Source organism: Kribbella sp. NBC_01505 (assembly GCF_045040285.1).
Taxonomy (GTDB): domain Bacteria; phylum Actinomycetota; class Actinomycetes; order Propionibacteriales; family Kribbellaceae; genus Kribbella.
On sequence record NZ_CP109425.1, the window covers coordinates 1,855,631 to 1,877,671 of the forward strand.

Here is a 22,041-nt window from a genome sequence, read left to right on the forward strand (position 1 = left end):
TTCAGCTGTTGTAGGGCTCGGCTTCCAGCTTCAGGCTGGAAGCCGAGCTTGGCGTGGTGACTGTCACCGTGCGGCTCTCCCCCGGCAGCAGCCAGAAGTAGTTGTCGGTGTAGATGGCCGGGAGGACCCGTTGGCCGGCCCGGTCGCGGAGGGAGAGCCGAGTCAGGGCTGCGACCGTCTTGCCGGTGTTGCGGATCGTCGCGCTCAGCTTGCCGCGCACGGCAGTTGTCCGTACGTCGAGTTTCGCGGGCGCGAGTGAGTTCAGGCGCTGGACGTCGGTCGGCTTGCGGTAGCGCCAGTAGGTGTTCTCGGACAGAACCTTGCCCGAGGCATCGGTCAGCTTCAGTCTGAGTAGGTGGAGAGCCGGGAGATCGGCGCCGAAGGCAACCTTGAAGCCCTCCGCCTTGTTGCTGGCAGCAACGGTGATCGCCTGGTTCTGCGAACCGAGCCGGGTGCCATTGAGGTCGTACAGCTCCGCAGTCACCGAGGCGGTCAACGGTGACGTCTTGTGGTTGAGGACGACCGTCGTCCAGTCGGTCTGGTTGGCCTGGACGTGGATCGCTTCGCACCCCTTGCGGGCGCCGTAGTAGCTGCCGTTCACATCGAGGTCGTAGTCGTAGGTCTGCCAGACCGTCGAATGCCAAGCAGGATGGGACATCCACAGCAGCAGCGCCGACGCATCCGTCCACAGGTTCGCGTTCCAGGCCTCGAACATCGCCCGCATGTTCTCGTAGTTCACGAACTGCGCCTTACGGGTGAACTCCTCCAGCCCGCTCGACGATCCGAGCCGCTCGTCGATCGCGCCGAGATACGTCTCCGGGTGCTGGTTGCCGTGCGTCGACCAGTCGTGGTGGTACCACGGCGTACCGATCGGCCAGCCCGGGTCGTCCGGACCGACCAGGTTGCGCATGCTCTCCACGACCGGGATGGTCGGCATCCCGATCTCGGTGTGGAAGCCGAAGTTGAAGGTGTCGTAGGTGTTCGCGTCGAAGTACCTGGCCGGGTCGACCCAGTAGTACGGCCCGTGCCCGGACACGAAGCCGGCCGCCGAGTCCGGCAGGTAGAGGATCTCGTCGTCCTCCTCCCGGATCGCGGCCTGGATGCCTTCGTGGATCGCGGCCGGCGGGTGCTGCTCGTTGGCCGCGCACCAGACCACGATGCACGGGTGCGTCCGGTACCGGACGATCGTGTCCCGCGCGATGTCGACGTACCCGGGAAGGTTGTCGGTGAACGGGCCGGCCTCCCAGAAGTCGTTCCAGACCAGGATCCCGTTCTCGTCGCAGGCCTGGTAGAACTCCTCGCGGGTACTCGACCCGATCCAGTTGCGGATCATGGTGAAGTTCATGTCGCGGTGCATGCCGATCACCGCGCGCATCTTCTCCTCGGGCATCCGGCGCAGCAGTTCGTCCCAGCCCCAGTTGCCGCCACGGCAGAAGATCCGGACGCCGTTCACGCTGATCTTCAGCGGCACCGGCGCATTGTTGACCTCCTGCACCGTGCGCCATTCGTGGCCGTCGTCCGACACCTGAATCTCGAACAGCGACGCGTACGCCGTCTCCCACAGCAGCTCGACCCGGTCAAAACCGCGAGCGCTCCCCAGGTCGACCTGGATCCACTCGTCGTCCTTGTACGCCGACGACCAGCGGCTGCGGTCATCGCCGTCGATCGCGTTCTGAGCCGGGCTGCCGTCATCGTCCGAGGCGGACGCCGTACCGGCTCGTGCCAGGTCGACCGACGGATCCGCGCTGTCCTTGATCGCCAGCGTCCACAGCGAATACCCCCACCCGGTCGCCCGACGGCGGCCTTGGATCTTCAGGTACCGCGCGGTCTGCTTGGGGATCGTGACGGTCTGCAAGGCACTGTTGGTCGCCGGGTCGATCTTGATCGGGATCTCGTAGTCGTAGCCGAACTCACGAATGCCGAAGGTGGTCTTGCGGCTGTCGCTCACCGTGCTGCCGATGGTCGCAATGACGGTCAGCGCGTGCAGCGCCGGATCGCCGTACCCATTGGGCCACCACAGCTTCGGGTTGTCGATGGCAACGGTGTCGAAGGCAACGTTCGCACTCGCACCGGCCTGCACCGTGACCGTCTTGCTCGCGGTGTGCCCGTCGAAGGCGGTCTTCACCGTGACGGTCTTCGCGCTGCTGGATGCGTTGCGCACCGGCACACTGATCGCGACCGTGGCGTGATCGGCGCTCGGCACCTTCGTCACCACCCGCGCATCACCCAGTACGACGTCGCCCGTGAAGCGGAGCCGGACGTGGTTCCAGATCCCAGCTGCACGGTCGCGAACCGCGGGCATCCAGTCCCAACCGGATGCCGCCAGCAACGTCGGCGAGTCCAGGTACAGCGTGGCGGCCTGCACGAACGCCTGCCCGGCATCGCCTTTGTCACCAGCGGATCCGGGGTGCGGCATCGGCGTGATCTTCACCGCGAGTGCGTTCTTCGCCTTCAGGGCAGCGGTCACATCCAGCGCCACTCGAGCGAACGGATGCTTCACCGTGCCGACCGAGACGCCGTTCAGCCAGACGTCCGCCTGGTGGTTGATCCCGTCGAACTCGAGCCACGCCCGCGTCCCAGACGCCGTCGGCCGATCGAACTTCCGGTGGTACCACCAGACGTGCCGGCTGAGCGCCTCCGGGATCTCGAGGTTGTTCATGCCCTCGACCGGGTCGGGGAAATGCCCTTCCTCTACTAGTGATCCGAGCACCGTGCCCGGCACGAGCGCGGGCAGCCAGGCCGACGTGTCGAGACCGGGCTGCGCCAGTACGGCGCCATCCGTCGTACCGGCGCCATCCATACCGGTGAAGGCATCCATGGTCAGCGTCCAGCCGGACTCGATCGGGAACGTCCCGTCGACGGCCTTGGTCAATGCGGGCGGGCGATCCGCGTGCTTACCCCAGTCGGTCCACCCGGTCGCCGTCGGCCGGCTGGAGGTCGCCGTACCGTAGACCTGGAAGCCGTTGAGGCCAAGGGCGTTCGTGTTCGCCTGGCGGCTCGCGGTCAGGCGCACGTACTGCGCGGTGACGGGGCTGTCGAGCGCGACGTCGACAGTGCCACCAGCACTGTCGCTCGCTTGGTGCACCGTGCGCCACGAGGAACCGTCGATCGAGGTGTCGACCCGGAAGTCCAGTGGTGAGCTCGAGAGCAGCTCCTGCCCGGTCGTGTTCCCGTACGGATTGCCGCCCGAGAAGTCGAAGGCGGGATCGGTCGAGGTCGCCTCGAACGTCAGCCGGACCGACTCCACTCGGCACTTCGCCTGCAGGTCCACGACCAGCCACTGCGGATCGTTGCCCGCCGCTCGCCATCCCGATCCGCGGACCCCGGGCACCGCCAGCCCGTCGACCGCGAACTCCGGCGGCGTCGCGGCGTACGCGCTCGAGGACGCCCGCACCGGGCGGTACCGCGCCAGGTCGGCCTTCGACGAGGCAGGCTGTGGTGCGGCCGGCTTGGCGGCCTCAGCTCCGGCGACCGGCAGCGTGACGCTCGCCAGCAGACCCCCACTCGCGGCGAGGAACGTACGACGGGACAACGGATCCACGGGAGCCTCCAGGGCGGACTGGATATTTCCTAATAAAAGGGCCACCCGGAAGTTACTTCAACAGTTCAAGTATGTCTACGGTGCGAGGTATTTCCGCACGTCATCGGCCACCTGGGCCCGGTGCGCCATCCCGTACTTGCGCAGGATCGCGCTCAGATGGGTCTTCACCGTGTTCAGGCTGATCCCGAGCTCGGCCGCCAGCTGATCGTTGTCCAGCCCGTCCGCCAGCAGCACCGCGATCCCCTGCTGAGCCTTCGTCAGCCCGGCGAACCGCCGTTCCGGGCCTTCGTCGGTCTCCATCAGCATCTCGATCAGCTCGGACTGGATGTGCTCGGTCGTCTCGACGATCCGGACCAGATGCCCCTGCACCTCCGCCGGCACGCTGTCCGCCGTCATCGCCTCCGCCGCGATCTCCCGGATCGACGCGATCCGATGGGTGAGGTACTCCATCACGTGATCCGACGTCAGCAATCCCGGCCCGACGTCCCCGGCCGGCAGTCGCCGCAGCGCGTCCCGATCCTCCCCCTCCCGGGTCAGCACCCGCCCGACCACACCGGCGATCCACTCGAACGCCCGGACCGCGTTGTCGTCGTACGAGCGCGGCTCGTAGCTCTGCATCGACAACATCCCGAACACCTGATCCGCGCCGTCCTTCACCGACCGGAAGATCGGCACCGTCACGGCATCCTCCGACCGCCGCCCCACCGCACCGATCGGTACGCCGGCATGCAGCGCGACCCCGTTGTCATACGCGAACCGATACGTCTGCCGGTGCTTCAGCAACCACGCCGTCTGCCCCTGCGGCCCGAAGCTGTGCGTATCGGGATCGACGTACCGGCCGTCGTCGTACCCGTACGGATAGCGCACCTTGCTGGACCCGTGCACGAAGCCGACGTAGAACGCGTCCACCTTGGCGACCTTCGCGACCACAACCCGCACGTAGTCGTACAACCCGTAGTGATCATTGCGGGTCAGGGCAGCGATCTTGTGATAGGCCTCGCGCAGGATGATCGCGGTCTCGGCATCAACCCTGAGCGGGGGCGGTCCGTCTACCGGCACATCGCCTCCTGCTCTATCGATCAAGCACCGATCATGCCGAAGGCACCGCCGAAAGCCAAGGCGTCGTCCACAGTGACTGCGGATCGAGGTACGGGGTGAGCGCGGCGACGACCTCGGGGTCGTCGTTCCCGTGCAACCGGCCGGAAAGGATCCGGTAGGTGATGCCTGCCAGGAAGTCGGCGATCTGCACGCGGTGGTCGACGAAGGAGTCGAGCTGCTCGATCGCGGCGATCGCCGGGGATGCCTGGCGGAGGGCGGCGATGCGGGGTGGGGACAGGGTGGTCTGGCGGTCGTGGGCGATCAGGACCGGGGTGCCGTCGCTCCAGTGTTCGGCGGCTCGGATGATCGCGGGGAGGAGCGGGTCGAGTCGTGGGAGTACGGCGGTCTCCTGGGCGCGGATGAAGTCGTTGGCCGCGTCCAGGAATTCGCGGGCTCGCTCGGTACGGCGGTGCGCGTCGTACAGGAAGGTGGTGGTCTCGGGGCGTGCGCCGAGGAGGTCGACCAGGCCGGTGATCAAGAAGTAGGTCTTGTCGATCACGAACACACTGGCGTTGCCGGGCAGCGGGCCGTCCGGGCCGAGGAACCAGAGCAAGGTGGCTCGGTGTTTCGAGCGCAGGAGGTGGTTCGCCTTGTACATGGTGGCGGGTGACTTGATGCGGGCGCGCAGCTCGGCGACGCAGGCTGCCGCGGTCGCCTCGTCCAGCCGGATGCTTGCGTGCGCGAAGACATCCGTCACGCCGCCGACGAGCTTCTCGCCTTCATACCCGGATTCGTCACAGACGATGGCGAGCGGCTCGGTGATCGGCACGTCTCGACTCTCTCACCGTGCACAACTGCATTTCCACTGTCCGGGGAGAACTAGCATGACCGCTATGACCTGGCGCCGTACCGCGATCCCCTGCTTGGCCGTCGCGCTGCTTCTGACCGCGTGTTCCGACGAGGACCCCGGAAAAGACGCGGGCCAAGAAGTCCAGATCGTCGCCGGCGGCGGCAACACTCCGAACGCCACGAAAGCCTTGGACCTGGCCCTCACCGGCCGCCCCAGCGACCTGGACATCGGAGCCGACGGCACCATCCGCCTACTCGTCACCGAAAACAACCGCGTCAGCATCTGGGTCATCAAGCCCGACGGCAGTGCACACCGGATCCTCGTGACCCGCGGAATCACGTCTGCGGCCGAGCTTGCCGTCGCCAAGGACGGAACTCTCTACATCTCGCATTCGGACGGCAGTGCCGGCATGGTTTCGAGGATCGAGACGAGCGGAGACGCCGTCCGGGTGGTCGGTGATGGGAAAGCCGGGGCAACGGCCGACGGCTCAGCAGCACTCGGCCCGGCCAGCACCATCACGGGAATCACCGTCGACGCCCAGGGCAACCTGGTCTACGGCGAGCTGCGCCACTTCACCGCTCAGCATCAGGAGATCGCATTGCTCCGTCGGGTGAGCGCCGGGCGTGTGGAGACTCTCGCAGGAACGCCCGAACCCTTCCCGAGCCCGCAGAAGTTCAGCGATGCAATGCTTGCCTCTGTGGCACCTCCGGAGGGGACGAAGTCACTCGAGTGGCCGCTGCCGGGAATCCTCCAACTCCGGAGCCTCGCAACAGGCGAGGACGGAACGATCTACGCGGCCGCGGAAGGTGGTGTACTCGCCTTTTCCGCCGATGGAACAGTCCGCAGCGTCGCTCGACGCCGCGACCCCTCGACCGCGCCCCTCGGTGAGCGACCGTTTGCTCGGGAGGGCGACGCCGCAGACGCTTTTCCCCAGTTCATCACCGATACAGGCGTCACTGTCGACCGCGGCTACGTGGCGATGCCGGTCGAGCTGCAGCCTGCGGAGAACCGAACACACATCCCCGCCGGCTTCCGCTGGAAAGGCCAGTACACACCTGGCCAGACCGCGATCATCGACTCTTCGGTCACGATGTTCGACGGACAACCGGTGCAAAAGGTCGTTCGTCTCGCGCAGCCCGACGGCTCAGTGACAACTGCAGGCTGGCCTGTCTCCACGGCGGCGATCGGCGGCGGGGGGCTCTACCTGCTCATCACCGCTCAAGATGGCCGTTCGCTGATCGGCCGAGTTTCACTACCCACCTGACGATCCGCTGGGGCCGCCCTGCATATCGGGACCGGCCATCGGCCATACCTCGGCTTGGACAGCCGGATCCTCTAGCCACGCGGCATAGGCACGTAGCGCAGCGGGCGACATCGACTCGGACGCCAAAACCACCGGAGGGATTTCTCCCGTGGTGAACTTCGCGCCGTACCGCTTCTCGTAGTAAGCGGTGTCGCCTGTCCAGGTTCGGCCCTCCGCATCGACCACCGCAGGGAACCGGCCCTTGGTGTCGGTGAGATGCGAGTTCGCCTTCAACTGCCAGGCACGAGTGTTGTACGTCCAGTTGAGGTTGGCCTGGTACTTCGGCACCTCGTGCGCGAACCAGCTGGCGATCTCCTTCTTCACCGCGGCGATACCGGCGCTCTTCGCGAAACCTTGAATGGTCTTGCCTGCCGCGGCCGCAGCACCGGCGGGGCCTCCCGCTGCGGCGAAACCTGCCGAGCTCGCGGTGTCGACGATGTATCCCACCCGCTTCTCAACCTTGGCGTTGTAGTCCGCGACCTCTTTCGCTGCCAGGATTTGTACGGCGGCATACTGCGTGGTGAACCAGGCTCTGAACTGCCCGTTCTGCCAGTTGGAGAGACTGACGGACCCGGGGGACTGGACGGCCCCGTTCTTGTCATAAGCCAGCCGGTCGTCGAGCGCGTCGGACCTCTCCTTGGTCTTCGCCTGGAAGAAGACGGTCAGCAGCGCCGCGTTGTCGGGATTCCACATCGCCTGCTGGACCATGGCGTTCCATGCCTTCGGGGGCACGTTCACGCCCGGCGGCTGCACATCGGGATGTTCGAAGTACTCCGGTACTACCGCACCGGAGACGGAGGCGTAGAGATCGTCGAAGTAGGTCGAGACGATCGCGGTGTAGGCGTCCTGGACTCCGGCGAAGGGCGTACGGCTGGGGTTCTTCTGGACGTCGAGCAGGATCTGCTGTGTCAGAAGCTCTGCGTCGTTGACGCCGCCGAGGGCAGCCATGATCGGACGGGCATCGACTGTGGCCGACCGGACGAAGGTTCCCAACGGGTCGCCGAGAGCTGGGCTGTCGGTGGCCATCCAGCCCGGCCACTCGCCCCTGATCATGAGCTGAATCTTGGCGAAGTTGGCGGTGTAGAGCACGTTGGCCGCAATCGGCGAACGAGCCACGATCGCAAGGATGTCAGCCGTGCGGGTGTTGCCGCCCGGGTCCATCTGGTTGGAGTCCAAGGCACGCTGACCCACGTGAATGAGCAGCTTGTTGTCCCAGATGCCTTGGCGCATCAGATCGACGAGCCCGGGGAACTTGTCGAGCCACTCGTCGGTGATCACGCCGCGGTGACTCGCCGTCGCGAACAGACTCGCCAGCGCCGAGTAATGACTGGCGGCGTTCTTGTCCTTGCCTCCGTCCCAGGCCTTCGGGTTCCCACTGGACGCGGCCAGCATCCGGGCAGCGTCGGGACCGATCGCCTTGACGAATGCCTCGGCGAAGTCGGGGTCGTGCTGGTTGCGGACGATTTCGTCCCAGGCTTCGGCGGGTAGTTCACCATCCTTGTACTGAGCCGCCAGCTCCTTGGCGCGAGCAACCGCAGCTTCGGTGGAGACGAAGCTGCCCGTCCAGTCGCTGTGAACCATGGCACCGGTCCGGCCGAACTGCAGCGCTTCCTTCTTGAGTTGCTCGGCCAGCAGCTGCCGGCGCCGCAGACTCGGCATTTCCGATTCGATCCAACGGCTCACGGCGGCCAGTCGTTCGATCCGGCCGGTCGACAGCTCGGCCTGCGTGAAGGCAGCCCGAAGTTTGGGCAGTTTCGCGTCGATCAACGCCTTGACGCTCGCCAGGTCGGCGTTCATCGCCTTGAACGCGACCGGGTCGATGCCGACGAAGTCACCCTTGCGTGGCTCAGGCAAGACCCAGCCTCCGTTTCCAGTCGGTGGCCTCGTCCTCGGTACAGGTCGGCGGCGTCTTCGCGAGCCGCTCGGCGACCTCGTTGCCCAGCTTGCTCAGCTCGGTGTTGTACGACCTTCGCTGATCGCTCAGCCGCGTCCCCCATCGATCCGCCGCCGGCCCGGCCCAAACCTTGCCCTCGGCAAAGTTCTGGTGCGGTCGATCCAGTTTCCCCTGCATCTGTCGCTGCGCCTCCTGCACCGATTTCTGCAGATCGACGAGATAGGTGGCAAGCGGATGCGGCACATTCCCCATCCCGCAACCTTAGAGCGCGAAGAGCGCGCAGGCTGCTACCACGAGTATCTGTTGCACGTTCCTGCAACGTTCGGCGTCTCTTTCGGCTGTGGGTCAGGCGGGAACTCGTGATCCCGGGGCGGGCCAGAACGGCAATCGAAGCACCGGCCGCCGCTGGCGGCTGCGACTCCGTGCGCGATCGGCCGAGACGGCAGTCGCGGGTGGGGTGCAGAGTTCCCGAGTCGCCCTCCCAAGCCTCGGTCGAACTCCGGACCACACCCGCGACCACGTCCAGAACGCCGTACTTCCTGCACCCGCTCGATCCCGCTCTCCCCCTGCGGGATCGAACGCCACCTGCAGCGTGCTCGGCGTTCTCTCCCCCCTGCTGACTACAGAGTGCCACCGGGGTCACGGGCTGCCAATCGCTCTCCGTATGAGGTTGTTGTGTCCTCAACCTCACCCGCCGGATGAGTCACCAGCTGGTGTTCGTCGGTTTGCCTTCCGCGTAGCCGGCGGCCGTCTGCAGGCCGACGACCGCCTTCTCGTGGAACTCGGTCAGGTTGGCAGCGCCGGCGTACGTGCAGGAGCTGCGCACTCCGGAGACGATCGAGTCGAGCAGGTCCTCGACGCTCGGGCTGTCCGGGTCGAGGTACATCCGCGCCGACGAGATCCCCTCCTCGAAGATCGCCTTCCGGGCCCGCTGGAACGGGGTGTCGTCGGCCGTCCGCAACCGCACCGCGCGGGCGGACGCCATCCCGAAGCTCTCCTTGTAGATCCGCCCGTCGCTGTCGCGGTGCGCGTCACCGGGCGACTCGTACGTCCCGGCGAACCACGAGCCGATCATCACGCTCGAAGCCCCGGCGGCCAACGCGAGCGCGACATCGCGAGGATGCCGTACGCCGCCGTCCGCCCAGACGTGTTTGCCCAGCTCACGCGCTCGGGTCGCGCATTCCAGTACGGCGGATAACTGCGGGCGTCCGACAGCCGTCTGCATCCGCGTCGTACACATGGCGCCCGGTCCGACGCCGACCTTGATGATGTCTGCGCCGGCCTCGACGAGATCACTCACGCCCTCGGCCGTCACGACGTTGCCCGCGACGATCGGCACCTCGGGGCCGAGGCTCTTCACCATCCGGAGCACGTCGAGCATCCGCTGCTGATGACCGTGCGCGGTGTCGATCACCAGTACGTCGATTCCCGTGGCCAGCAAGGCCTTCGCCCGCTGCTCCACATCACCGTTGATCCCGATCGCCGCTGCCACTCGCAGCTTGCCGTTCGTGTCCAGCGCCGGTTCGTACAACGTCGCTCGGAGCGCCCGCTGCCGAGTCAGGATCCCGACGATCGTCCCGGCCTCGTCCACCACCGGCGCCAGCCGATGCCGCCCGTCGTGCAACTGGTTGAACGCCGACTCCGGATCGATCCCCGCCGGCACCGTCAGCAACTCCCGCGACATCACCGCGTCCAGCTGCGTGAACCGATCCACCCCAGCACAGTCCGCCTCGGTGACTACCCCCACCGGCCGCCCCTGATCGACAACCACCACCGCCCCGTGCCCCCGCTTCGGCAGCAGATTCAGCGCCTCCCCCACCGTCCCCGACGGCGGCAACACCAACGCCGTGTCGTGCACCGGATCCCGATCCTTGACCCAGGCAACAACCTCGCCCACCACATCCACCGGAATGTCCTGCGGAATCACCGCCAGCCCACCACACCGGGCAATGGTCTCCGCCATCCGCCGCCCCGACACCGCGGTCATGTTCGCCGCCACCACCGGAATCGAAGCCCCGCTCCCGTCCCCGGTCGCCAGATCAACATCCAGCCGCGAGGTAACCCGAGACCGCCCAGGCACCAAGAACACATCACTGAACGTCAGGTCCCCCGCAGGTTCCCGACCATGATGAAACCGCATAACAGTGCCCTTCGCCGACGCCAACAACCCGGCCAGCCTGACACGCGCCCCCAACCCCCACAAGCAATCCGGCCCGCCGAAACCCCGCAGTACAGAGTCGGCCGTGAAACCCCGACAGATCGGTAAGGCCTGAGGCCTCGGACCATCGGCACCGCTCGGGACAGGGCAGCCCGCACCAACGACAGCAGGTGCGTGCTCCGTCGACACCCGTCCACGCCCACCGAGCCACCCCCACCTACAGCGTCTGCACTCCCGGCCACCCAACGCCCGACCACCTGCTGTCGTTCGTGCCGCCCACCACCGCCGGCCCACCTCGGCCAACTGGTCTCCCTCACCGCTCAACGAGGGTGCAGGTACCGCACCAAGGACAGCAGGTCGTCGCCTACCTATGCATGACTGCACCCCTGCGCCCAGCACGACCGTGCCGCGATCGGCAGCTACCTGCTGTCGTTCGTGTTGCCGAAATCACCGCCGCACGGAACTTCCGATGCGTCCCGCGCAGTCGGTACGTCGCCAAGCCCCGGCCCTCGAGAAGTCGAGGCCCCGGGGCTATCGCTTCGTCATGCGGCGAGGCCGACGGCGTTCTCGATCAAGTCGGTCCAGGCCGCACGGACTTCGCGCGGTAGGACCAGCTCCGGCCAGAGGTCGATCAGGAGAGCACCGTCGACGTACTGCAGGATGTCCTCCGCCCCACCCTCACGCAGGACGGTCTCATACACCCTCGCGCGGTCGGCCCGGTCACGTAGCTTGAACTGCCGCCCAGGGTCGGACCAGTTCAGATGCAACGGCAGCGTCACCGTGGCGAGCGCCGCACTGATGTCCAGCCGGGGCAGGTGCGTCGGCACCGACAGGACGCGCCCCCTGGCCGTGGTGTGCTCAACGAATCCCACCTGCTGCCGAATGTCCAGCTCGAATCCAGTCTCCGCAAGCAGTCGGGCGGCAGTCTCCAGCGTCGGCGACTTTCGGCCGTGCTCGTACGCCGAGAGCGTCGGCCGCGACGTCCCCGCCCGGCAAGCGAGCTCGGCCTGCCGCAGACCGGCGGCCTTGCGGGCTCGCAACAATAGGTCGGTAGGTCGCATCAGCCATCACCTCCAGGTATCCAAAAGGATACCTCACCCACTCAAAAGACGGCCGCTCCCTGCGAGCAGGAAGCGGCCGCCTTCAGGCCGGCCTCAGCGGTGGAGGTCGAAGCGGTCCAGTTCCATGACCTTGTGCCAGGCGGCGACGAAGTCGGTGACGAACTTGGACTTGGCGTCGTCGGAGGCGTAGACCTCGGCGACGGCGCGGAGTTCGGAGTTCGAGCCGAAGACGAGGTCGGCGCGGGTGCCGGTCCACTTGACGGTGCCCGAGGAGTCCTTGGCCTCGAAGAACTCCTGGCTGTCGTCGGTCGACTTCCACTCGGTGCTCAGGTCGAGCAGGTTCGCGAAGAAGTCGTTGGTGAGGGTGCCCGGGTTGTCCGTGAGGACGCCGTGCGCCGAGCCGTCGTAGTTGGTGCCGAGGACCCGGAGGCCGCCGACCAGGACGGTGAGCTCGGGAGCGCTCAGGGTGAGCAGGTTCGCCCGGTCGAGGAGGAGGTACTCCGCGGGGAGGCGGTTGCCCTTGCCGTAGTAGTTACGGAAGCCGTCGGCGACCGGCTCGAGGGCCTCGAAGGAGTCGACGTCGGTCTGCTCCAGGGAGGCGTCCGTGCGGCCCGGGGTGAACGGTACGACGATGTCCGTGCCGGCGTTCTTGGCCGCGATCTCGACACCGACACCACCGGCGAGCACGATCAGGTCGGCCAGCGAGATGGCCTTCCCGAACGAGGACTGGATGCCTTCGAGCGTACGCAGTACCTGGGCGAGCTGGTCGGGGTTGTTGACCTCCCAGCCGGCCTGCGGCTGCAGGCGGATGCGGGCGCCGTTCGCGCCACCGCGCTTGTCGCTACCGCGAAAGCTGGACGCGGCGGCCCAAGCGGTCGAGACGAGCTGCGACACCGACAGGCCGGAGGCCGCGATCTGCGCCTTCAGTACGTCGACGTCGTCCGCGCTGACCAGCTCGTGGTCGACGGCCGGGACCGGGTCCTGCCAGATCAGCGTCTCGGCCGGGACCTCGGCGCCGAGGTAGCGGACGATCGGGCCCATGTCGCGGTGGGTCAGCTTGAACCAGGCGCGGGCGAACGCGTCCGCGAACTGGTCCGGGTTGTCCTTGAACCGGCGCGAGATCTCCTCGTAGACCGGGTCGACGCGCAGCGCCAGGTCGGTCGTCAGCATCATCGGCTTCTTCTTCGGACCGTCGTACGCGTCCGGGATGATCGCCTCGGCGTCCTTCGCGACCCACTGGTTCGCACCGGAGGGGGACTTGATCAGCTCCCACTCGTAGCCGAACAGGATCTCGAAGAAGTCGTTGCCCCACTTGGCCGGCGTGGTGGTCCAGGTGACCTCGAGGCCGCTGGTGATCGCGTCCTTGCCCTTGCCGGAGTTGAACGTGCTCTTCCAGCCGAGGCCCTGGTGCTCGAGGTCGGCGCCCTCGGGCTCGACCCCGACGTGCTCCTCGGCGTTCCCGGCGCCGTGCGTCTTGCCGAAGGTGTGACCACCGGCGATCAGCGCGACGGTCTCCTCGTCGTTCATCGCCATCCGGCCGAAGGTCTCGCGGATGTCGCGCGCCGAGGCGAGCGGGTCCGGGTTGCCGTTCGGGCCTTCCGGGTTCACATAGATGAGACCCATCTGTACGGCGCCCAGCGGCTTCTGCAGCTCGCGGTCACCGCTGTAACGCTCGTCGTCCAGCCAGCCCGTCTCGGGGCCCCAGTAGACGTCGGTCTCCGGCTCCCACACGTCCTCGCGGCCACCGGCGTACCCGAAGGTCTTGAAGCCCATCGACTCCAGCGACACGTTGCCGGTCAGGATCAGCAGGTCGGCCCAGGAGATCTTCTGGCCGTACTTCTTCTTCACCGGCCAGAGCAGCCGGCGGGCCTTGTCCAGGTTGGCGTTGTCCGGCCAGCTGTTCAGCGGCGCGAACCGCTGCTGCCCGGCGCCCGCGCCACCGCGGCCGTCGCTGATCCGGTACGTGCCGGCGCTGTGCCAGGCCATCCGGATCATCAGCGGGCCGTAGTGCCCGAAGTCGGCCGGCCACCAGTCCTGCGACGTGGTCAGTACGGCGAGGATGTCCGCCTTCACCGCGGCCAGGTCCAGGCTCTGGAACGCCTCGGCGTAGTCGAAGTCGGCGTCCAGCGGGTTGGTCACCGCCGGGTTCTTGGCCAGGATCTTCAGGTTCAGCTGGTTCGGCCACCAGGCCCGGTTGGCGTCGCCCGAGGTCGGCTGCGCACCCTGACCGTGGGCCACCGGGCAGCCACCCGAGGCCTGCGCGTTGTCTTCGCCGCGGCTTTCCTCGCTGCCTTCACCGGGCAGGGGCTCGTGCGGCTCATGGTTGTCGGACATCTGAATCCTTCCAGGACTGGACGTTTTTCACACAAGGTCAAGCACAGTCGGGGCAGAGCCCCCAGTAGATGACCTCAGCCTCGTCGATCACGAACCCGTGGTCGTCGGACGCGTGCAGGCAGGGCGCGTGCCCCACCGCACAATCAACATCGGCAATGGCACCGCAGGTGCGGCACACGACATGGTGGTGGTTGTCGCCCACCCGCGACTCGTACCGCGCGACGGAGCCGAGCGGCTGGATCCGGCGTACCAGCCCGGCCGCGGTCAACGTGTGCAGCGAGTCGTAGACCGCCTGATGCGAGACCTCCGGCAGTTCGTTGCGCACGGCCCCGATCAACGAGTCCGTGTCGGCGTGCGGGTGCGTGTAGACCGCGTGCAGCACCGCGACCCGCGGCCGCGTCACGCGCAGCTCGCTCCCGCGCAGTAACTGCTGGAGCTCCTCCACGGTCGGCACCCCCGCAGTCTTCCGCCTTTTCTGGAATGAGTCAAGATTACCTGCCGCAGCACCGACCGGCGGTCTCAATACGAGACTGGACCCATGACCGTCGTCGATCACATCGAACCCCGCCACCTACCGGATCTAGCCGCTCTCTTCCGCTCGGCCTGGTGGCTGACCGACCGCACCCCGGCGGAGACCACGCGGATCCTGGCCGAGTCGGACCTGGTGCTGGCCGTTCTCGCGGAGGACAACCTGGTCGGCTTCGCCCGGGTCCTCACCGACTACACCCAGGTCGCCCTGATCCTCGATGTGGTCGTCTCGCCCGACACCCGCGGCAGCGGCCACGGGGCGACCTTGCTGGAGGCGATCGTGTCGCATCCGTCCCTGCAGGAGGTCCGCAGCATCGAACTGGTCTGCCAGCCCGGCCTCATCCCCTTCTACCGCCGCTGGGGTTTCACCGACGAGGTCGGTCAGTCGTTGCTGATGCGGCGGAGTACCCGCTCATCGGCGACCACACCGGACCCGAAGCCATCGTCGCCCACCTCGGCCGCTTCTTTGCCCTCAGCAACAACACCTTCGCCCTGACCACCGAATCCGGCGACCTCGTCTCCACCACCGTCCGCTTCACCGCCCAGCGCGACGGCCTCCCGGACCTCGACCAGCACGGCGTCGACATCTTCCGCGCCGAAGGCGACCTGATCGCCGAAATCTGGCTCATCGGCGAGAACCAGCCCGTGGAAGACGCCTTCTGGGGGGTCTGAAGCGGCTAGCGGGGCGGGGCGAGCCGGGTCAAGCTGGTGTACGCCGATACCCCGACGACCACGTGCATCAGAGCCAGTACGGCGACGCCGGCCGGCGACTGGCCGCTCAGGAGCAGGGCGAGGTCGGCGAGCATCGTCACCGGCACGATGATCAGCGCGAGCTTGCCCAGCAGCTCGACAGGCTTGGCGGCCCTCGCGGCGATCAGCGACCAGGCGACCGAGGCCCCGACGATCCCGAGGAACGTCAGCGACACGTAGGCGACCGGCTGGAACCCCTTGAAATCATCGGGAACCGAGAACACCGCCTTGGCGATCAGCGCGAGCAACGTGTTCACCGAACAAGCCACCACAACGGCCAGTACGGCGGCGCCGGCGAGCTTGGCGAACTGCGGGGCGCGTGAGCGAAGACCAGCGACCGCGGGCACGGTAGTCATGGAGTCCTCCTGGAAGTCGTCCGGCACGTCACCGGATCGTTGCCCCAGCAAACCGCCCCACCCTCCGAGCCCCCTCCGGGTTTCCTGTGAGTCCGCTGGCAACCTGCCGGGCAGGTTCTGAGCTGACTCTGAGGTTCGGTGTTTATCGTGGGGAGGACTGCTGTCCAACGGGGAAGATGATCATGCCGGAAACCAGAGTGCTGGTGGTGGACGACGAGGAGAACATTCTCGCCATGCTGACCACGACCTTGCGGTTCGCCGGTTTCGACGTCGCGTCCGCGGCCACGGGTAGTGAGGCGCTTGAGCAGGCTCGCGAGTTCCGGCCCGAGGTGATCGTGCTGGATGTGATGCTGCCGGATCTGGACGGGTTCGAGGTCTGCCGGCGGTTGCGCAGGGACGGGGTCGATGCGCCGGTTCTGTTCCTGACGGCGCGCGACGCCCGGGAGGACAAGGTCGCCGGGCTCACCCTCGGGGGTGACGACTACGTGACCAAGCCGTTCGACCTGGACGAGCTCGTTGCCCGGATCAACGTGTTGCTGAAGCGGGGCCGGAGCGTTCGACAGGCCGGCGAGCGGCTTCGGGCAGGGCGGGTGGAGCTCGATCCGGATACCCACGAGGTGTGGAGCGGCGGCGAGCTGGTGGACCTGTCCGCGACGGAGTTCCAGCTGCTGCACTACCTGATGCTCAACGCGGGCCGGGTCCTGTCGAAGGCGCAGATCCTCGACCACGTGTGGAAATTCGACTTCCAGGGCGATTCGGGCATCGTCGAGACCTACGTCTACTACCTGCGGCGCAAACTGGACGGGCCGGACGGCCAGCTGATCCGGACGGTTCGCGGCGCCGGTTACTTGCTCCGTACGGCGACCTGATGGCGAGGCGACCGTGGTTGCGATCGCTGCGCAGCAGGCTGTTGGCCGGCGTGCTCGCGGTGACGGCGATCGGTCTCGCAGCGGCGGCCATCGTCGGCGTGACGGCACTGCGGTCCTACCTGCATCAGCGGACCGACCAGCAGCTGAACATCGCGTTGGCGGCCAACCAGCGGACGCTGGGCCCGGACGGGCAGTTGTTGTCGATCCCGGCCGAGGCAGGTAACTGCTCGATCGCCGTGATCGATGCCACAGGCAATCAACTCTCGCACGCGGGCGCCGTACAGACTCTGCCGACGCCGCCCGTCGCAGACCTCGCGCGGTATGCGGCCGCGGGTGCTCCGTTGACCGTCACCGCGGGGGACGACTATCGGATTCAGGTCGCGGCCCTCCCCGGCGGGCGCTACCTGCTGGTGTCGGAATCCACGGCCTGGTCGGATGCTGTCGTCTACCGGCTGATCGTCATCGAGCTCGCGGTCACGCTGATAGCGCTGGCACTGGCCGTGGCACTCGCGGTCGGAGTGAGCAGGTTCGTGCTGAAGCCGCTGGACACGATGTCCGCCACGGCTACGCGGATCGCCGACGGGGAGCTGTCCCACCGGGTCGAGCTCGCCGGGGCGCCGACCGAGGTCGCCGTACTCGGACAGTCGATGAACCAGATGCTCGGCCGGATCGAGCACGCGTTCACGCAGCGGCAGTTGGCCGAGGACCGGCTGCGGCGGTTCGTCGCGGATGCCGGTCATGAGCTCCGTACGCCGCTGACCGCGATCACGGGATATGCCCAGCTCGTCCGGAAGGGTGCGCTGAGCGAGCCCGAGCAGCTCGACGACGCGATGCGCCGGGTCGAGGACGAGACCCACCGGATGACCAGCCTGGTCGACGAACTGCTCCTGCTCGCGCGACTCGACCAGGGGCGCCCACTCGACCGGGTCGAACTGGATCTCGCCGAGCTGGTCACGGCCGCCGTACAGAATGCCAGGGCTGCTGATCCGGATCGGTCGCTGACGCTGCTCATCGAGCCTGGCGCGCATCCAGTCGTGGGTGACGAGCATCGGCTGAGCCAGGTGCTGGGGAACCTGCTGGCCAACGTCCGTGCGCATACGCCGGCCGGCACCGCGGCCGAGGTGCGGGTCAGCCGGAGCGGGTACGACGAAGTTGTGGACGTGATCGACCAGGGGCCGGGGATCGCAGCCGACCAGGCGGACAAGGTGTTCGAGCGCTTCTATCGTGCCGACACGGCCCGGCATCGCGTCGCGGGCACCGGGGAAGGCAGCGGCCTCGGGCTCAGCATCGTGGCCGCGATCGTCGCTGCCCATCAGGGTTCCGCGACCGTGGTCCCACATCACGGCGGCGCCTGGTTGCGGGTGTTGATCCCCGCGGCCCCGGTCGCCGAGTTCTCAGCTGACTCTGAGGTGACACCGATGTCGTTCAGAGGCTGACGCCTTTTCCTGGGAGAACGGTCCGGAGAAACCGGCCGACTCCCAGGAGGTTCTTCCGTGACTACCCTCTCCGCGGCGGACGGTCTTCGGACCCGCTCCCCGCATCCCGGCAGGCTCGCCGGCGCCGCCGTACTGGCGATCGTCGTGGCCAGCCTTGGCAACACCCTGCTGGCGCTGATCGGGAAGGCAGCCTTCTCGGTTCCCGATGATTTCAAGGGGTTCCAGCCGGTGGCGTATGTGTCGTTGACGTTCTTCGGGATTGTCGGCGCCTCGGTCGCCTGGTCGGTCATCGCCGCCAAGGCCGCCAAGCCGGTCGACCTGCTGCGCAGGCTGGCCGTCATCGTCGTACCGGTCTCGATGCTCGCCGACATCGCGCTGCTGGTGACCGGGCAGTCCCCGGCCGGCGTCGCCGTACTGATCGTGATGCACGTCGTTGTCGGACTGGCCGCCTACTTCTCCCTCACCCGGATCGCGCCGGCGCGACCGGCCCGTTGACATCCCTACCCAGCGAGATATTGGAGAGCACGTTGAACAATCCTGACCCCGCGACCATCGGACGGCGCACCATTCTCAAGTACGGCGCTGCCGGGGCGGTCGGCGTGAGCGCCCTGGCCCTCAACCAGACCAGCGCCTTCGCGGCCGGCGGTAGCGACGAGGCCGCTCTGCAGAAGCTGTACCGCGCTGCGCTCGCCGAGGGCGGCGGGCTCGTCGTCTGGGCCGGCGGGAGCGTACCCACTCAGGAGGACCGGACACGTCAGGCGTTCATGACCGCCTTCCCCGGAATCGACACCGTCATCAAGGTCCGCTACAGCACCGAGCACAGCGCCCTTGTCGACCGCCAACTGGCGCTCGGCGGTCTGGAACCGGATGTCATTCAGCTGCAGACCCTGTACGACTTCGAGCACTGGAAGGCCCAGAACGCACTGCTGCCGTACCGGCCCCCGGGCGCGCAGGAGGTCTTCAAGCAGTACCGGGATCCCGACGACACCTTCATCGGCATCAGCGCCCAATCCTTCGGTCGCGTCGTCAACACGTCCCTCCTCTCCGAGGCCGAGCGCCCCCGCGACGCCGTCGACTTCCTGGCCCCCGCGTTCCGCGACAAGATCGTGGTCCCGGACCCCACCGCGGACGACGCCGTCCTGTTCGCGTTCTACCTGGTGACGCAGAAATACGGCCTGCGCTACATGGAGCGCTTCATGGAGCAACGCCCCCTGATCGTCGAGAACTCCCCCACCACCAACGCGATCCTCGCCAGCGGCCAACGCACCGCCAGCCTCGCCAACGTCTCCCCGCTGACCCCCGCCACCGTCCAATACATCCCCCCGAAAACCGACCAGTTCATGAGCTGGCCCCGAACAGCCGCCATCCTCCGCACCGCCCGCCACCCAGCCGCCGCCAAGCTCTACCTGGCCTGGCAGTTGAGCGTCGAACGCCAAAGCACAGTCCTGCAATGGTCAAGCCGCCGCGACGTCGCAGTCCCCGCCGGCCGCATCACCGACTACAACACCCCCCTCACCGGCTTCCGCGACTTCATCCGCAACCGAGCCGCCGTAGAACGCTACCGAGCCCTGATCAACACCTTCATCAACCCCTCCAGCTAACGAGGTAACGCCGTACGACACGACGAACGCGACCCGACCCCGTTCTCGGGGTACACGGGTCGCCTTCCGGGGGAGGCCTGGACCGATGCGGTCGGCGAGTATGGAGAGTGGGATTACTCGCCGACGCAACCAGTCATATGATTGGCCTCCCTTTCATATGACTGGTATTTTGGTCACATGTTCTTCAACGAGCCGTTCGGCGGGATCATCCCCGGGGCAGGTGGTGCAGTGCTCGCGACCCTGCTGCGCACCGATACCCCCATGACCGGGCGACAGATCCATGGCCTGCTCAGCGACGACTACAGCCTATGGACTGTCCAACAATCTCTGAAATTGCTGGCCAGGCTTGGCCTGGTTGAGACCCAGACCATCGGGCGGGCCGGCGTACACACCATCAACGAGGAGCACGCCTCCGTGGCTCCGCTGCGGCTGCTACTGGATCCGGTAGCAGCCCTGCGGGAGGCGATCATCGAGGTGACCGACGACGACGTACAGGCGGTCCTCCTCTTCGGGTCGATCGCTCGCGGAGAGGGAACGCCGGACAGTGATATCGACCTGGCGGTCATTGCGCCGCCCGACTGGGACAATCGCGTTGAGCTCGAGGACAACGTCCGTAGGCATCTCGGCAATAATTGCGATGTCCTCGTCCTGACCGAAGCCGACTTCCACCGGCTGGCTGCGTCGGGAGAGCCTGTCGTCGGCGACATCCTTCGGGACGGCGTCGCGCTGTTCGGCGCCAAGCCGCGAGTCGAGCCCGGAGCCGCCTGATGGCCACCGCAGAGCAGCGAAACCACGCGAGAGCTTCCTCAAGAAGGCCGAGGAGTATCTCGCCTCGGCCGAAGCCAACCTTGCCGCCATGCGATACACCCCTGCAGCAGGCCGCGACCAAGGCCGAACCTCTCGTTCGCCGGGCGCGCACACTGGTGGCACTTGCGATCGAGGTCGTGCCCCTCGGACGATGACCGGCCACCCTGAAGCGCCGGACCAGGTGGCCGCTACATCGGCAGCCGAGCGAAGCGAAGGCGACCACATCCGGCAACTGGACAGCGCACCCCAGCCCCCACCACGGACCGGAAACTGGAGAGCGCACCCCAGCCCCCGCCACGGACCGGAAACTGGAGAGCGCACCCCAGCCCCCACCAAGCGGCCGATGCGAAGCGAGGCCGTAGGGGGTGCGGGTGGCGAAGCCCCCGCCCGCGCCAAGCGAAGCGCAGGCGCACAAATGACGAAGGCGAGGCGGCGAGCGCTGGAACAGCGCCGCACACCTCGCCCATCGACTTCGTGGAGCTTAGGGGATTCGAACCCCTGACCTCTTCGTTGCGAACGAAGCGCGCTACCAACTGCGCCAAAGCCCCAAATCGGGCCGCCATGGTTTCCCTGGCGACCGCGAAACTCTAACACGTTCGACCCCGGACTCTGAAACCGGTTCTCAGTCGCCGACGGCTCGCTTGACCTCGGGTTCCTCGACCGCGGGGGGCGGGGTTTCGGCGACGAACGGCTTCTCCGCGGGGTCCGTCGTACGGGCGCTGGAGAAGACTTCGTCGTCGGTGAGGGAGATGGTGCGGACGGTGCGGTCCGGTGCCTTCTCCTTCATCACGTACATGGGCAGGGTGACGGGCACCGGGTCCCACAGGCCTTCGGTGGACGCGGCGGGCTTCTCGACGACCGGGGCGGGTTCGGCGGGGAGCTTGACCTCGATGGTGAGCTCGTCGTCGGGGGACGGGGCGGGCTTACCGGCCGGGCCGCGGTCGTGGTGGGACTGTTCGCGGGTACGGCGGTCCGCCGCGAGGCGGGCGCGGTCGCGGGCCTGGCGGCGGAGCTGGACGCGGGTGAGGATCACGAAGCCGACGATGAGGCTGCCGGGGATCGCGACGGTCCACCACAGGAGCATGCCGAGGCCGGCCAGTGCCGTGACCGACAGCAGTGAAAGGGTCAGGATCGACAGCACCCGCCGGCGGCGCATAGCGGCCACCCGGCGGGCTCGGTTGGGGACGTAGCGCTTCGGTGGCGACAGGTCGTCGGCGGCCTCGGCGTCAGGAACCTCTACCGCGCCCGGTGGCCGGACGGCGTACCGGGTGGTCGACGGGTCGCGGGACAGGACGCGCGCGTCGGATGTCGACGGCACCGACGTGCGGCGCCTGGCCTCGTCGTTCCGCTTCAGCATCATCGGGACGAGATAGGCAGCCCACGCGGCGACGATCGCCACATAGATCAGTCCTGTCGTCCCCATGCGATGACGCTAAGACCCAGCGCGTGTCAGATGGGGTACGTGGGGCGGTGTGTCGCAAGAAGACTCCTGTGACTGATGTGAACAGTACGGAG

General features: G+C 67.2%; 18 protein-coding genes and 1 tRNA gene. 7 read left to right on the forward strand and 12 right to left on the reverse strand.

The annotated features are described in order from the left end of the window. Position 1 precedes the first annotated feature (1 nt). From OG474_RS08450 to OG474_RS08460, 3 genes are all read right to left on the reverse strand, one after another. On the reverse strand, positions 2-3,541 hold the full coding sequence (locus OG474_RS08450) for a discoidin domain-containing protein (RefSeq protein ID WP_405061667.1): 3,540 nt from the start codon (positions 3,539-3,541) through the stop codon (positions 2-4). Between the two features lie 75 nt (positions 3,542-3,616). Further along, a complete protein-coding gene (locus OG474_RS08455; protein WP_405061668.1) occupies positions 3,617-4,600 on the reverse strand; it encodes a response regulator transcription factor in 984 nt (327 codons plus the stop codon). A 31-nt stretch (positions 4,601-4,631) separates the two neighbouring features. Further along, a complete protein-coding gene (locus OG474_RS08460; RefSeq protein WP_405061669.1) occupies positions 4,632-5,408 on the reverse strand; it encodes a hypothetical protein in 777 nt (258 codons plus the stop codon). Between the two features lie 55 nt (positions 5,409-5,463). Between OG474_RS08460 and OG474_RS08465 the strand changes: the two genes are divergently transcribed. Beyond that, complete coding sequence (locus OG474_RS08465; protein WP_405061670.1) at positions 5,464-6,693, forward strand: hypothetical protein; 1,230 nt, start codon at positions 5,464-5,466, stop codon at positions 6,691-6,693. Here the strand turns inward: OG474_RS08465 and OG474_RS08470 are convergent. The 6 genes from OG474_RS08470 to OG474_RS08495 form a co-directional block, all read right to left on the reverse strand. Continuing rightward, a complete protein-coding gene (locus OG474_RS08470; RefSeq protein ID WP_405061671.1) occupies positions 6,682-8,586 on the reverse strand; it encodes a hypothetical protein in 1,905 nt (634 codons plus the stop codon). The genes OG474_RS08465 and OG474_RS08470 overlap by 12 nt on opposite strands. Further along, the gene (locus tag OG474_RS08475; protein ID WP_405061672.1) at positions 8,579-8,878 is read right to left on the reverse strand and encodes a hypothetical protein; all 300 of its coding nucleotides are present in this window, start codon (positions 8,876-8,878) and stop codon (positions 8,579-8,581) included. Before OG474_RS08475 ends, OG474_RS08470 begins: the two co-directional genes overlap by 8 nt. Positions 8,879-9,329: 451 nt before the next feature. Further along, complete coding sequence (locus OG474_RS08480; protein ID WP_405061673.1) at positions 9,330-10,766, reverse strand: GuaB1 family IMP dehydrogenase-related protein; 1,437 nt, start codon at positions 10,764-10,766, stop codon at positions 9,330-9,332. A 560-nt stretch (positions 10,767-11,326) separates the two neighbouring features. Then, positions 11,327-11,845, reverse strand: coding sequence for a helix-turn-helix domain-containing protein (locus OG474_RS08485; protein WP_405061674.1), 519 nt, complete (start codon positions 11,843-11,845; stop codon positions 11,327-11,329). Between the two features lie 93 nt (positions 11,846-11,938). Continuing rightward, the gene (katG, locus tag OG474_RS08490; protein WP_405061675.1) at positions 11,939-14,179 is read right to left on the reverse strand and encodes a catalase/peroxidase HPI; all 2,241 of its coding nucleotides are present in this window, start codon (positions 14,177-14,179) and stop codon (positions 11,939-11,941) included. 37 nt (positions 14,180-14,216) lie between these two features. Continuing rightward, positions 14,217-14,624, reverse strand: coding sequence for a Fur family transcriptional regulator (locus OG474_RS08495; protein WP_405064553.1), 408 nt, complete (start codon positions 14,622-14,624; stop codon positions 14,217-14,219). Between the two features lie 93 nt (positions 14,625-14,717). Between OG474_RS08495 and OG474_RS08500 the strand changes: the two genes are divergently transcribed. Continuing rightward, positions 14,718-15,203: a GNAT family N-acetyltransferase gene (locus tag OG474_RS08500; protein WP_405061676.1), complete on the forward strand. Its 486-nt coding sequence runs from the start codon at positions 14,718-14,720 to the stop codon at positions 15,201-15,203. 181 nt (positions 15,204-15,384) lie between these two features. Here the strand turns inward: OG474_RS08500 and OG474_RS08505 are convergent, their stop codons facing one another. Next, positions 15,385-15,813, reverse strand: a complete 429-nt coding sequence (locus OG474_RS08505; protein ID WP_405061677.1) for a DUF6069 family protein — start codon at positions 15,811-15,813, stop codon at positions 15,385-15,387. 182 nt (positions 15,814-15,995) lie between these two features. Between OG474_RS08505 and OG474_RS08510 the strand changes: the two genes are divergently transcribed. The 5 genes from OG474_RS08510 (at position 15,996) to OG474_RS08530 (ending at position 20,487) form a co-directional block, all read left to right on the forward strand. Further along, on the forward strand, positions 15,996-16,682 hold the full coding sequence (locus OG474_RS08510) for a response regulator transcription factor (RefSeq protein ID WP_405061678.1): 687 nt from the start codon (positions 15,996-15,998) through the stop codon (positions 16,680-16,682). Beyond that, positions 16,682-18,118, forward strand: a complete 1,437-nt coding sequence (locus tag OG474_RS08515) for a sensor histidine kinase (protein WP_405061679.1) — start codon at positions 16,682-16,684, stop codon at positions 18,116-18,118. Before OG474_RS08510 ends, OG474_RS08515 begins: the two co-directional genes overlap by 1 nt. Before the next feature lie 57 nt (positions 18,119-18,175). Beyond that, entirely contained in the window at positions 18,176-18,613 is a 438-nt protein-coding gene (locus OG474_RS08520; RefSeq protein ID WP_405061680.1) for a DUF6069 family protein, read from the forward strand. Between the two features lie 32 nt (positions 18,614-18,645). Next, on the forward strand, positions 18,646-19,719 hold the full coding sequence (locus OG474_RS08525) for an ABC transporter substrate-binding protein (protein ID WP_405061681.1): 1,074 nt from the start codon (positions 18,646-18,648) through the stop codon (positions 19,717-19,719). A 177-nt stretch (positions 19,720-19,896) separates the two neighbouring features. Further along, positions 19,897-20,487, forward strand: a complete 591-nt coding sequence (locus tag OG474_RS08530) for a nucleotidyltransferase domain-containing protein (RefSeq protein WP_405061682.1) — start codon at positions 19,897-19,899, stop codon at positions 20,485-20,487. 514 nt (positions 20,488-21,001) lie between these two features. Here OG474_RS08530 and OG474_RS08535 read toward each other — a convergent pair. After that, positions 21,002-21,074, reverse strand: a tRNA-Ala gene (locus OG474_RS08535). 74 nt (positions 21,075-21,148) lie between these two features. Further along, positions 21,149-21,949, reverse strand: coding sequence for a hypothetical protein (locus OG474_RS08540; protein ID WP_405061683.1), 801 nt, complete (start codon positions 21,947-21,949; stop codon positions 21,149-21,151). Between the last annotated feature and the right edge of the window lie 92 nt (positions 21,950-22,041).